Genomic DNA, 12,755 nt, shown 5'->3' on the forward strand with positions numbered 1-12,755 from the left:
TATATGGTCTGCTATGGCGTTGTCTGAGAAGTTTGCGTGAATCAGCCGCCGAGCTTCTTGTAGAACGTGCCCACGATGGGCGCCACGACGGCGCGGGGGCTGTAGCCGCCGGCGACGGACATCGCCTTGCTCAAGATGCCCGGTACGACGCGCATCTTGTTCTCGGCCAGGCCGTCGAGCGAGACCTTGGCGGTGTACTCGCTCGAGATCCAGAAGAAGTCCGGAACGAGCTTGTCGACGATGGACGCTTCGGCCGGGTCCGGAGTTTCGGTCCGTACGGGGCCAGGAGCGAGGAGGGTGACGTTCACCCCGGTGCCCTTGAGTTCACCACGCAACGATTCCGCGAACGTGTTCACGAACGCCTTCGTGGCGGCGTACGTCGCGTTGTTGGGGATCGGCATGTTGCCGGCCGCGGAACCGACCATCAGGATCGCTCCGGACTTGCGGGCGAGCATGCCGGGCAGCACGGCCAGGGTGAGGTCGTGAACCGCGACGGCGTTGAGCTCGACCTGGTCACGCTCGTACGCGGGGTCCAGTTCGGCGATCGGGCCGAAGGTGGCGATCCCGGCGTTGTTGCACAGAATGCTGATGTCGCGGCCACCGAGTTCCTCGACGAGAACGGCACGCGCCGCGCTGTCGGAGAGGTCCGATGCACGGACTTCCACCTCGACGCCGTGTGCGGCGCGAAGCTTCTCGGCGAGGACCTCCATGACCTCGCCGCGACGGGCGACGAGGATCAGGGAGTGTCCGCGTGATGCCAGATCAGCGGCCAGTGCCTCTCCGATGCCGGAGGAGGCGCCGGTCACGACGGCGCGGGCTGTGGTTGTGGGTGTCGGCAGGCTCACGATCAGTCAGCGTAGCCGGTCAGATCTTCGCGGCCAGTCGTGTGCCCTGTTCGATGGCACGCTTGGCATCGAGTTCTCCTGCCACATCGGCGCCACCGATGATGTGGGTCACCACACCCGCGACGGTCAGTTCGTCCACGAGGTCGCGAACCGATTCCTGCCCGGCGCAGATGACGATGGTGTCGACCTCGAGGAGCCGGGGCTTCTCGTGCTTCTCACCGAACGTGATGTGCAGACCGGCGTCGTCGATGCGCTCGTAGTTGACGCCCGAGAGTTCGTGCACGCCCTTGTTCTTGAGGGCTGCCCGGTGGACCCAGCCCGTGGTCTTCGCGAGTCCGGCACCGATGCGTCCGGGCTTGCGCTGGAGGAGGTAGACCTCACGTTCGGAGAGTTCCGGTACCGGTGTGGTGAGCGCGCCCGGCGCCATCTCGGGTTCGGTGACGCCCCATTCCTGCTTCCACTCCTTCAGATGAAGGGTGGGGGAGGTCGGATGGGTGAGGAATTCACTGACGTCGACGCCGATGCCGCCGGCACCGATGACGGCGACGGACTTACCGACCGGCTTGCCCTCTCGGACGACCTCGGCGTAAGTCAGCACCTTCGGGTTGTCGATGCCGGGGATCTTGGGAACGCGCGGTGTCACTCCGGTGGCAACCACCACTTCGTCGAAAGAGCCGATGAGATCTGCTGGTGCGACGCGGGTTTCGAGCTTGACGGTCACTCCGGCGACGTCCAGCATGCGCGTGTAGTAGCGAATGGTTTCGGCGAACTCTTCTTTGCCGGGAATGAGTTGTGCGATCCCGAACTGTCCGCCGATCTTGTCCGAAGCCTCGAACAACGTGACCGAATGACCACGCTGAGCAAGATTGAGTGCCGCGGAAAGTCCGGCGGGGCCGGCGCCGACGACGGCGAGGTTCTTGGTCCGCCGAGTGGGGGAGAGGATCAGTGTGGTCTCGCGGCCCGCGCGCGGGTTGAGCAGGCAGGAGACCTGCTTGTGCACAAATGCGTGGTCGAGGCACGCCTGGTTGCAGGCGATGCACGTGTTGATCTCGTCGGAGGCTCCGCGCTCGGCCTTGTTTACCCAGTCGGGATCGGCGAGCATCGGCCGGGCCATGGAAATCAATTGTGCGTCACCGCGGTTGAGGATCTCTTCCGCAGTCTCAGGCATGTTGATCCGGTTCGAGGCCGCTACCGGAATGTCGACGTGCTTCTCGAGCTTGCCGGTGATGTCCACGAAGGCTGCTCGGGGAACCGAGGTGACGATGGTGGGCACCCGTGACTCGTGCCACCCGATGTCGGTGTTGATGATCGTGGCGCCGGCAGCTTCGACTTCCTTTGCCAGTGAGACGATTTCATCCCAGGTCTGACCACCCTCGACCAAGTCTGCCATGGACAACCGGAACACGATGATGAAGTTCGGGCCGACAGCCTTGCGTGTGCGTCGCACGATCTCGACAGCAAGGCGTCGACGGTTCTCGGAACTACCGCCCCACTGGTCGGTGCGCTTGTTCGTGCGCTCGCAGAGGAACTGGTTGATGAAGTAGCCCTCACCGCCCATGATTTCGACGCCGTCGTAACCCGCGGACTTGGCCAGGCGCGCGCAGCGAATGTAGTTGCGAATCTGCCAACGCACCCCGCGGCCGGTTAGCTTGCGCGGACGGAACGGGTTGATGGGCGCCTTGATCGACGACGCGGACACACTGAACGGCTGATAGCTGTATCGGCCCGCGTGCAGAATCTGCATGGCGATCTTTCCGCCTGCCTCGTGAACCGCCTTGGTGACCCGGCGGTGACGGCGCGCTTCGACGCGGTTGGTCAGCTTGGCGCCGAACGGCAACAGCCAACCGGTGCGGTTCGGTGCGTAGCCGCCGGTGATGATCAGACCGACACCGCCACGTGCGCGTTCGGCGAAGTACTCGGCCAAGCGGTCGGTGTCCTTCGCGCGATCCTCGAGGCCGGTGTGGATCGATCCCATGACGACGCGGTTCTTCAGCGTCGTGAATCCGAGGTCGAGCGGTTCGAGCAGGCGGGGGAACTGTGTATCCGTCATGGCTGGGAAATTCCTTCCGTGGCGTTCTCGCCAGCGGCTTCGGTGGCGTTCTCGCCAGTGGCTTCGGTGGCGGGCTCGCCAGTGGGCAATGCGTCCAGAACTTCTTGGCACCAGTCGGTGAACCCTTCCTCGACGCGGATGCCACCGCGAAGTACGAGGTACTGGTGCAACGAAGAGCCGGAAAGTGCTGCTGGATTGGGGAAGTCACGCTTCTCGATGAGTCGGTAGACGTCGAGGCGGGCGGCGTGGCCGTCGCGGTGGCGAGCGACTTCGCGTCGTAGAGCGGGAAGATCGGCGTGCGCTGCGGCCCTGATCTTGATGGCCAGCTCGTTGCGCAGGTGGTTCGGTTCGGACGGCTCGGCGATCCATCGGGTCAGTTCGGCGCGGCCGGCGTCGCTGACGCGGTACATCTTCTTGTCCGGGCGGCCGTCCTGCGCAATGGCCTCCACCTCCACCCAGCCGGCCTCGTCCATTCGCTTGAGGACTCGGTAGATCTGCTGGTGCGTCGCGCTGTGGAAGAAACCGATCGACTTGTCGAACCGGCGTGTGAGGTCGTATCCCGACGCATCCTGTTCGGAAAGGGAGACGAGCAACGCATGTTCGAGTGCCATGTCAAAAGTATCTATGCACTCAGGTGCGTATGCAACTAAGTGCGTACTAACTCGGGTGCGTAGAACGTCCTGTATGTCGACTTCGGAGAGAGGCTCCGAGTCGCCTGTTCACAGTTAGGCTTCGCCGTATGAGCGCCGAGTCCACGAGCACGCAGGCCGAGCCACCCGCAGGAATCGGTGGTGCGGCCACGAAGAGTCAAGTGTTCGCATGGGGGCTGTGGGATTGGGGATCGGCTGCATTCAACGCCGTGATCCTCACGTTCGTCTTCTCGGTCTATCTCACCGACGCGGTCGGCGACGACCTGCCCGGCACGATTTCGGCTACGACATGGCTCAGTTGGGCTCTCGGAATCGCCGGCTTCTTCATCGCCATACTCGCTCCGATCACCGGACAGCGTTTCGATGCGTCGGGTAAACGCAAACTCTCGCTTGCGATACTTACCGGCATCACCGTGCTCTCGATGGCGGGCCTCTACTTCGTCGAAGACAACTACCGCTACCTATGGCTCGGATTGGTACTGCTCGCAATCGGTTCGGTGATCTTCGAGCTTGCCGGCGTGCCGTACAACGCCATGATGCGGCAGGTATCGACGCCGGAGAATCTGGGTAGAGTCTCCGGCTTCGGCTGGGCCATGGGATATTTCGGCGGAATCGTGCTGCTGTTGCTGTGTTACTTCGGGTTCATCGTCGGCGACGGCGACACTCGGGGATTCCTGGGATTGACCACCGACGGCGGCATGAACATCCGGATGGTGGCACTGCTGGCCGCAGTATGGTTCGCGATTTTTGCGATCCCGGTGTTCTTCAAGGTTCCCGAGTTGCCCAGCCCCGCGGTCGATCCGGGCGCGTCGAAGGCCGGATTCCTCGACTCCTATCGGGTGTTGTGGCGCGATCTGCGTGAACTCTGGAACGTCGACAGGCGCACGATCTGGTACCTGATCGCGAGCGCACTCTTCCGCGACGGACTCGCGGGTGTGTTCACCTTCGGAGCCGTGCTGGCCGTCAACGTCTACGGAATCAGCGCAGCAGACGTCCTGCTGTTCGGTGTTGCCGCCAACGTGATTTCCGCGATCGGCGCCTTGGTGGCCGGACGCTTCGACGATCGGATCGGACCCAAGCAGGTCATCACCGTCTCGCTCGCGTCGATGATTGTGGTCGGCGCGATATTGATCGCGGTGTCAGGGCCGGTGATGTTCTGGATCTTCGGACTCGCGCTCTGCCTGTTCGTCGGACCTGCTCAGTCGTCGGCACGAACGTTCTTGGCGCGCATCACCCCGCCCGGGCGTGAAGGTCAGATGTTCGGCCTGTATGCGACAACAGGCCGAGCAGTGTCGTTCCTCGCGCCGACACTGTTCGGCCTGTTCGCATGGCTCTTCGGCGCCGACCGCGCCGGCATCATCGGACTACTGGTAGTGCTCGGTGTCGGCCTCGCCGCCCTGTCGATGGTCAAGGCGCCGGAAGGGGACAGTGCGGTGATTGTCAGTCCTTGAAGTAGACCAACTGGTGTGTCGTAGCGAGCAATGCGCCGCCACTGCCCCATATTTCGGCCGACTGATCGAAGTACCCGTTGCCGAACCGCTGAGTCCGCGCGGTGCCCAGGACTGAATTGTCCGCCTGTTCGGTCAGTGCCTGAGTGTCGGCGTGGAAGTAGATGGTCATCGAGACCGTTCCGGCCGGTGCCATCTTGCCTCGGCGCAGGAAAACTCGAGGGAAGAAGACATCGCACAGTGCGGTCAATGACGTGTAGTCGAGAGCGCGTGCCGGCTGATCGCGCACCCAGAGCGTCGTAGTCGAGTCGGGGTGCTCGCCCGACTCCAGGTCGGGGATCGCACCTTCGACAAACCGCATCTCGTAGTTCTGTGCCCAGGCGATGAACTCGGGGAACGGCAGCAGTGCAACGTCTTCGGCCGACGGAACCTCCGGCATCGTGATCTCGGTCGACGACCACGTCTCACGCCTCGTGCCGAACACTGCCGTGGCGGTCGTGGCGACGGTGCCGTCCTGAGACAGTTCGATCGACCAGTGCTGCGTCGAGCGGTTGGTGCGCACCGGGCGGGCGGAGATCTCGAAAGCGCCCTCGGTGATCGGACCGGCAAAGTTGACGGTCAACGACAGCGGATCGCCCAGTCGCTCGGGGTGCTTCAGCGCAGATTCGAGCAACGTGGCAGCAGTGACGCCGCCGAAAGGTCCGACCATGTTGTTGTACGCCGCATTGGTTTCGCCGGTCGACAAACCGGCGGTGAGCGACGTCAAGCCGACAGCAGCGTCAAAAGGATGGGGTGGTGCAGCGGTCTCGGTCATCGCAGAACTCCTGGTGGTGGAATCAATTCGGCTCTATGTATGACAACATACATAGAGCCGAATTCTTCGCTTCGGTCAGGATCCCGCACGTGCGAGGATGGCCTCGGCCAACTCTTCGGCTCGCTCTTCCGGGACCCAGTGACTCCCGCCTTCGAGGACGACGAACTCGTAGGGCGCGTCGACGAATTCACCGCAGCGTTCTGCGCCTGCCCGGCCGAGCGCCGAGTCGCCGGTGCTCCAGACGTACGTGGTCGGCACCGTGGTGCGATCGATGTCGCCGAAGTCGCGCGTCATCGCGCGGTACCAGTTCAAGGCGCCGGTCAGCGCGCCCGCCCCGCTCAGGACACGAATGTGCTCGTCGGCGAATTCAGGATCGATCTGGCCGTCGAACATGGCGCGCAGCCGGCGGAAGTTGTCCTCCGACAACACTTCCTCGGCTTTTCCTTCCTGCCGGAGAAGTCCGATGTACGACGAGCGTTGCTTCTGGTCCTCGTCCTCGCGTAGTGCCCAGCCGAAAGCTGTGGGGTGGGGGACCGAGATCGCGGTCAGGCTGCGGATCCGGTTCGGATGGCGACCGGCGACCTGCCAGGCGACCGCCGAACCCCAGTCGTGGCCGACAAGGTGTGCGTCTGGCAGACCGAGTGCGTCGAGCAATCCGACGACGTCGGCTACCAGGTGCTCAATGCGGTAGGCATCGACACCTTCCGGGCGTGCGCCCGCGGAGTATCCGCGCTGATTCGGCGCGATCACGCGGTATCCCGCAGCGGTCAGTTGCGGCGTGACCTTGCCCCAGGATGCGGCGCTCTCCGGGAAGCCGTGCAGCGCTACCAGCGGAATACCGTCGTCCGGACCCGAGATCAGTACGTCGAAGGTGAGGTCGCCAACGGGGATTTCGAATGTACTCGTGGAAGACATGGCTCTCACCGTACGTCGAAAAGGTGAACCCGAGGTCAGTTTCGAGGTGGATTCCAGGTGGCCATTCCGAGCATGATGATCCGCAGCTGCTTCTCTGCTCGTGTGATGACGGCGGCTTCGTCGCGATATCCGGCAGTCCCGGCGTCCAGGAGTTCGACGACGGCACCGAACATCGTCGAGACGATCAGATCGGCGGCCATTTCCAGATCGTCCGACGACCAGCTTTCGAGTCCGGGAATTCTGGACAGATCGAGGGTCAATTCGCTGACGAACAACCGCATTTCGGTGGCTATCGCGCGTCGCACCTCGCTGACGCCGCTGTAGCGTTCACGGCAGAGGAATCGAAACTGTCGTTCGTGTGTATGCACCTGTCGCACAAGGATACCCAGTGACGTAGTGGCGTCCTTCGTGCTGGGGTTGCGCCTGGCGTCGCGCAGCATCTGACGCAACATGCGCATGCTTTCCTCGACGAGGACAACGCCGAGATCTTCCAGTGAAGCGAAGTGGCGATAGAACGCAGTCGGAACGATCCCGGCTTCCCTGGCGACCTCTCGCAAGCTGATTCCGGCGAAGCCTCGGTCGGCCGAGAGGTCCATTGCCGTGTCCAAGAGGGATTGGCGCGTGCGCTCCTTTTTGGCGGCACGGCTTTCCGGTTCCCTGTTGTCGGGTTCCCTGTTCTCTGGGTTCACCGGTCCGGCCTTCGTCACGACGTCGAGTGTAGGTACAGGCATCCCGGCTCCTTTCGGCAACTCGTGTAACTCGGGTCACATTCTTGTTGACATGTACTTGTGTGCACCTGTCACACTATCTTCGGTGAACATTTGTACACTGAATTCACGCAGTCGGGGGAAGCTAGCTCGGCAAACGATTTACCCGGCAATCGAAACACGAGGAGGGTCATGACAATCGCATCTGCTCCTGAGAACACGACACCGAAGCCCGCATCTCGGCGCGGACTGTCCTTGGTGGGACTGATCGAAGCCATGGCCGCCCCACATCAGATCGATCGCTACCTCGAGCTGATCAACCCGATGGCGACCGTTCGTGACATTCGCGCACAGGTTGTTTCCGTCGACTATCCGACCGCAGACTCCGTCACGCTGACGCTGCGTCCGACTCGCCAGTGGCGTGGATTTCAGGCGGGCCAGTTCGTGCAGTTGGGCGTGGTGATCGACGGTATTCGTCACACTCGGTGCTACTCGCCGGCCGGGGGCGCGTCTACGCGCAACGGGCTGATCGAGCTGACCGTGAAGGCTCATCCGGGTGGATTGGTGTCGCAGTATCTGTACGCCAACGCTGCGCCGGGACTTGTAGTCAGTCTTTCGCAGGCAGACGGGGTGTTTTCCCTCCCGGTCGACCGCCCGCGTCGGGTGTTGTTGATCAGTGGTGGCAGTGGAATCACCCCGGTGATGTCGATGCTGCGGACGCTCGTGGACGAGGAGCATTCGGGCGAGATCGTGTTCGTGCACTACGCGAACACCGATGCCGACGTGGCATACACGCGCGCCCTGAAAACCATCGCCGAGCAGAACTCGAACGTGAAACTGGTACTCGTGTACACCGAAAGCGGTGGAGGTGATCTCGAAGGTTTCTTCGACCGCGGGCACCTCGACGCGGTGGCCCCGTGGATCGCTGATCCGGAAACGGTCGACGCCCAGGCTTATCTCTGTGGGCCTCCCGGACTGATGCGGGGAGTGCGCGAGGTGTTCCGTGAGGTCGACGTCGAACACTTACTCCATACCGAGGAGTTCGCACCCGCGGTGGCCGAGCCAGGTGAGGCCGGCGGCGAGGTGTCATTCACCAAAAGTGGAGTGGCGGCCGAGAACTCCGGCGAAACACTGCTCGAACAAGCAGAAGCTGCGGGCCTCAATCCCGAATACGGATGCCGGATGGGAATCTGCTTCTCCTGCACCTCCGTCAAGAAGGCGGGTCGTACCCGCAACGTGCGCACCGGTGAGACCGACGACGAGCCGGACAAGAAGATCCAGCTCTGCGTCAGCGCTCCCGTCGGCGACGTCACCGTCGACATCTGAAGTCCCATTTTCCTCACGACTGTCTGGAGACCGACATGTTTGGACTTTCACTTCCCACCCTCCCTTTCCTCGGCAACGGTTCCGATGCGAAGAACGACGCTCCTGTTGTTCTGACGTACGAGCAGGTCGAGGAGATCGGCCGCGAGTTGGACGCACTGCGTGATCGCACCGTCGCCTCACTCGGTGCTGAGGATCGGGAGTACATCTACAAAATCATCAAGGCGCAGCGTGGTTTCGAGGTCGCGGGTCGCGGCTTGATGTACCTCGGCTTCCTCCCCCCGGTATGGCTCGCGGCCGTCGGTGCACTGAGTGTGTCGAAGATTCTCGACAACATGGAGATCGGCCACAACGTCATGCACGGGCAATACGACTGGATGCGTGAACCCGGGCTCAATTCCGAAGTCTTCGAATGGGATACGGTGTGCCCGGCCGACCAGTGGCGCCACTCGCACAACTACATGCACCACACGTACACCAACATTCTCGGCAAAGACCGCGACATCGGATACGGAATCCTGCGTATCGACGACGCGCAGAAGTGGAACCCCTATTACCTCGGTAATCCGGTCTGGGCTTTTGCCTTGATGGTGCTCTTCGAGTGGGGCGTGATGATGCACGACCTCGAGATCGAGAACGTCATCCAAGGTAAACGCAAGTGGCACGACGTCAAGCCGTTACTCAAGGGTTGGTGGAACAAGGCAGGCAAGCAGGTCCTCAAGGACTACGTCATCTTCCCGGTTCTCACGGGGCCGCTGTTCGTGACCACTCTGGCGGGCAACGTCACCGCCAACCTGGTGCGAAACGTGTGGACCTACTCGATCATCTTCTGTGGCCATTTCCCCACGGGCGTCCAGAGCTTCACCGAGGACGAGACGGCTGACGAGACTCGCGGTCAGTGGTATGTCCGGCAGATGCTCGGCAGTGCCAACATCGAGGGAAGCCCGCTCTTCCACATCATGTCCGGCAACCTCTCGCACCAGATCGAGCATCACCTGTTCCCGGACTTGCCTGCGCATCGTTATCCGGAACTGGCTCCCGAGGTGAAAGAATTGTGTGTGAAGTACGGTTTGCCGTACAACACCGGTGGGTTCTTCAAGCAGATCGGTTCGGTGTGGGGCAAGATCTTCAAGCTCGCTCTGCCGCCCGGTCTGGTCAAGTCGAAGACCCCTCCCGGTGTTATCGTCGAGCGCCAGCGAACAGCAGCCTGAGAGGCACACTTTGATGGTCGGGAAATTCGAACGCCGCAAGGACACCGTCCAGGAGTTGACGGAAAGTGCAGCCAACCACGTCGGCTCCATCGCGATGATCATCGCCGGGGCAGTTCGAGACGTGACGCGCGAGATCGGTGACTGGGTGTCCGACGGTATCGAGATGCGAGAAGCGGCGAAAAAAGCTGCGGCTGACGATCGTTCGGAATCCGTGACTATCGAACACGACGACACCGATCCGCCTGAAGACTGGCGTTGATCCGATTGCGCCGTATCCGTTCGGCGTGACCGACGACGTTGCCCTCCGTCCTTTGTGGCGGAGGGCAACGTCGGTTTCATGGACTGCATACCGATCAATGGCGGTGAATCAGCCACTCATCAGTGGGAGATGCTAAGCAGCGCTCCCGAGACTCGCCGAGTCGAAGCTGCCGAGCCCGGTGCTACCGAGCCCGCTGCTGCCGACCCCGCCCAAAGCGAGCGCGTTGCTGCTGCCCGCGCTCAGTAGCTGGACGATGATATTGATGACGATGGGGTCGCCGGTGAGCGGGATTGTAGGCACAGGGAGACCTGCTTTCTGTTTCGAAATGTGGTGAGAATGTGAGCGGCGACGGGATCGTCGACGTAGTCAGGACGGCTTTTTCAGGCACTTCCGGTGCTGCCGAGCGACACGATCGAGCCGTTGCCGAAGCCGAGTGCCCTGGAGAGCGAGCCGAAGTCGATAACCAGGCTGCCCTGGGTGTGCGGGTTTATCACGGTGATTCCTGTCTGCGCCGCGACGTTGTGGTGCGAGCGGGTAAGTCGATCAGGGAGCAGGCGTCGTGGGAGTTTCGCCGCCGCCGCCGATCGGAGAGTTGTCGGTGTAGAGGAAGCTGCTGCCCGCGTTGAACATCTGAAGGACGGTGTTCAAGACGACGGCCAAAGCGCCTGTGGTTGGTGCGGCGATCATGTGCTGGCTCCTGGTTTCAGCGATGGCGACATGGTGGTCACCGTGGTCACCGCCCTCACAGTGTCAGGCGGCTTGGAGCGGGCCCCGTGCGAGAGAATCTCGCACGGGGCCCGCGATTCGTCCTAGGAGACGCCGCCGCCATCCGTCGAGCCCGTGCCGGTGCTGCCCGCGTTGAAGAGCTGCAGGATGGTGTCGAAGAAGGCACCGAGGAGAGCGTTGTCCTGGCCGTTGATCATGTGGTTCCCCTTAATTGTTACTGGTTTGCGCGGTGATTCGCACCACACTTTTATAGCCCGGCTCGGTGCGGAAAAGTGGGGTCGAGGCCACCATTCGTGGAGAGCTAATAGTGAGGGTGTGAGTGTTCACACTTTCGCTGGACGGTTGTCCACATCAGTGCTGGCGAAAGAAAGCGAGATCATCGCAGCGCGCAGTTTGAGCAGCTCAGAGGGTAGAGCCGGATCCAATCCGGTCAGGGCGGCGATGCGCTTGATCCGGTTGTCGACGGTGTTCGTGTGCAGGCCCAGTGCCGAGGCGGTGCGCTGGCGGTGCTGGCCGTTCGCGAGATGTATGGACAGTGTCTGCAACAGTTCCGGATTGCCGTGGAGTGGCTTGAGTAGGTTGATCAAGCTGTCGCGGCCCGCGCCGCTTCGCGTCAGTTGGTACTCGAGCGCGAGGTCCTCCATCCGGTATGACCGCGCCGGCAGTCTCAGGCGCCGCACGAGTTGCGCCAATTCATGTGTTGTTGCCTGGGCGGCGGCGATGTCTCCGACGGCGGCACTCTCGCCGATGGCCGTGATCTCCACCCCGACCGTTGCACGTGCACTTTGGATGATCTCGCACACCGATTTCCAGTCGGGAGTGCCCTCGATCAGGACCAGACCACGTTGCGGTGCAGGCGCTTCGAGCAGTGCCGAGCCGAAGTGAGCCGCGATCTTTGCCTGAACCACCGTGAGATCGCGATAGGCCTGTATGCGCTGGTGCGTGCCGTTGCGGGCTCCTGTTCGCGTGGGTGGCAGGTTCACCATCAGTCGTAGGACGAGATAGCGGGGTGCGAGTTCAATGCCCATCTGGAGCGCGAGTTGGGTGGGATCGTCGCCGTCCAGCATCGCTTTCACGAGGGCGCCGGCGGAGTATTCGCCGAGTTGGGAACCGGCCGGAAGAGCCGCGAGATAGCTGATCGAGATGAACGAGTGAAGCCGCTGCGCCAGTGCAAACAAGAACTCGTTGAGATCGCCGAGATTGGCGGAGTCCCCGGCGTCGGCTCGACTGAGGATGAGGGTGCGAAAAGTGCTGATGCCCTCGTTCGTCAGGCTGAGAATTGCGCTGAGTGGCACGCCTTTCAGTGCCTGTTGGACGGTCATGGTGTGAATGCCGTCCAGGTCTTGGTCGGTGGGGAGTTTGCGGTGATCCAATAGCTGGATCCCTACTTGAAGCCCCTGCACGATTACCGCGATCAACTCCCGACGTACTGCCTCCGTTTGGAGGGAAGTCAACGTCGGGTTGGCGCGGGACAAGTGATCTACGAGATCGCTTGCCAGTGGGATGACGTCATTGACCGCTGTGGAGGCGGGCTTGCCTCCCAGCATGAGCGGTCCCGGGTTGTTCAGCAGCGCTGGGGACATGGGTGGCCTCCTCTAGACAGATGCGTCGCGCGGCACAGGCACCCGGAGGCTCGGCGCGTTACGAAGCGGGGTACACGCTGAGGCCTTGTTCGGGGGCATACTCGCCGCTGAAATCTGCGGATCGAATTGCGCCAGGCGTTGTGATTTCTACCACATGAACGAATGTCCAACTGTGAAATGGACAAATGTGAAGATAAGTCCATATGCCCCACGCGTCGCCGAAC

At 62.2% G+C, this 12,755-nt stretch carries 13 protein-coding genes; 4 read left to right on the forward strand and 9 right to left on the reverse strand.

The genetic code is table 11. From position 1 onward, the window contains the following. Positions 1–41: 41 nt before the first annotated feature. From cmrA to ACFT1A_RS28205, 3 genes are read right to left on the reverse strand one after another with little or no spacing between them, the layout of a single operon-like run. A complete protein-coding gene (cmrA, locus tag ACFT1A_RS28195; protein ID WP_019749133.1) occupies positions 42–845 on the reverse strand; it encodes a mycolate reductase in 804 nt (267 codons plus the stop codon). A gap of 19 nt (positions 846–864) precedes the next feature. Further along, positions 865–2,895 carry an FAD-dependent oxidoreductase gene (locus ACFT1A_RS28200; protein WP_378449685.1) on the reverse strand — a complete coding sequence of 677 codons (2,031 nt, stop codon included), beginning with the start codon at positions 2,893–2,895 and terminating at the stop codon, positions 865–867. Further along, the gene (locus ACFT1A_RS28205) at positions 2,892–3,506 is read right to left on the reverse strand and encodes a PadR family transcriptional regulator (RefSeq protein ID WP_378449686.1); all 615 of its coding nucleotides are present in this window, start codon (positions 3,504–3,506) and stop codon (positions 2,892–2,894) included. Before ACFT1A_RS28205 ends, ACFT1A_RS28200 begins: the two co-directional genes overlap by 4 nt. 128 nt (positions 3,507–3,634) lie before the next feature. Here ACFT1A_RS28205 and ACFT1A_RS28210 point away from each other — a divergent pair, with 128 nt between their 5' ends. Next, the gene (locus ACFT1A_RS28210) at positions 3,635–4,996 is read left to right on the forward strand and encodes an MFS transporter (protein WP_378449687.1); all 1,362 of its coding nucleotides are present in this window, start codon (positions 3,635–3,637) and stop codon (positions 4,994–4,996) included. Here ACFT1A_RS28210 and ACFT1A_RS28215 read toward each other — a convergent pair. The 3 genes from ACFT1A_RS28215 to ACFT1A_RS28225 all read right to left on the reverse strand — a co-directional run bounded on the left by ACFT1A_RS28215 (position 4,986) and on the right by ACFT1A_RS28225 (position 7,453). Further along, complete coding sequence (locus tag ACFT1A_RS28215; protein ID WP_378449688.1) at positions 4,986–5,807, reverse strand: acyl-CoA thioesterase; 822 nt, start codon at positions 5,805–5,807, stop codon at positions 4,986–4,988. The two genes, ACFT1A_RS28210 and ACFT1A_RS28215, sit on opposite strands and share 11 nt — an antisense overlap. Before the next feature lie 75 nt (positions 5,808–5,882). Next, positions 5,883–6,722, reverse strand: a complete 840-nt coding sequence (locus ACFT1A_RS28220) for an alpha/beta fold hydrolase (RefSeq protein ID WP_378449689.1) — start codon at positions 6,720–6,722, stop codon at positions 5,883–5,885. Between the two features lie 35 nt (positions 6,723–6,757). Next, positions 6,758–7,453, reverse strand: coding sequence for a TetR family transcriptional regulator (locus tag ACFT1A_RS28225; protein ID WP_378449690.1), 696 nt, complete (start codon positions 7,451–7,453; stop codon positions 6,758–6,760). Positions 7,454–7,621: 168 nt separating this feature from the next. Between ACFT1A_RS28225 and ACFT1A_RS28230 the strand changes: the two genes are divergently transcribed. From ACFT1A_RS28230 to ACFT1A_RS28240, 3 genes are read left to right on the forward strand one after another with little or no spacing between them, the layout of a single operon-like run. Next, complete coding sequence (locus ACFT1A_RS28230; protein ID WP_378449691.1) at positions 7,622–8,755, forward strand: ferredoxin reductase; 1,134 nt, start codon at positions 7,622–7,624, stop codon at positions 8,753–8,755. Between the two features lie 35 nt (positions 8,756–8,790). Beyond that, entirely contained in the window at positions 8,791–9,963 is a 1,173-nt protein-coding gene (locus ACFT1A_RS28235; RefSeq protein WP_378449692.1) for a fatty acid desaturase family protein, read from the forward strand. Between the two features lie 13 nt (positions 9,964–9,976). Then, entirely contained in the window at positions 9,977–10,222 is a 246-nt protein-coding gene (locus ACFT1A_RS28240) for a hypothetical protein (RefSeq protein ID WP_283304040.1), read from the forward strand. Between the two features lie 132 nt (positions 10,223–10,354). Here the strand turns inward: ACFT1A_RS28240 and ACFT1A_RS28245 are convergent, their stop codons facing one another. From ACFT1A_RS28245 to ACFT1A_RS28255, 3 genes are all read right to left on the reverse strand, one after another. After that, entirely contained in the window at positions 10,355–10,522 is a 168-nt protein-coding gene (locus ACFT1A_RS28245; protein ID WP_003945367.1) for a hypothetical protein, read from the reverse strand. Between the two features lie 243 nt (positions 10,523–10,765). Next, a complete protein-coding gene (locus ACFT1A_RS28250) occupies positions 10,766–10,909 on the reverse strand; it encodes a hypothetical protein (RefSeq protein ID WP_003945326.1) in 144 nt (47 codons plus the stop codon). A 362-nt stretch (positions 10,910–11,271) separates the two neighbouring features. After that, entirely contained in the window at positions 11,272–12,531 is a 1,260-nt protein-coding gene (locus ACFT1A_RS28255; protein ID WP_378449693.1) for a PucR family transcriptional regulator, read from the reverse strand. Positions 12,532–12,755: the final 224 nt, after the last annotated feature.

The organism is Rhodococcus sp. NPDC057135 (assembly GCF_042670865.1).
Lineage (GTDB): Bacteria > Actinomycetota > Actinomycetes > Mycobacteriales > Mycobacteriaceae > Rhodococcus_F.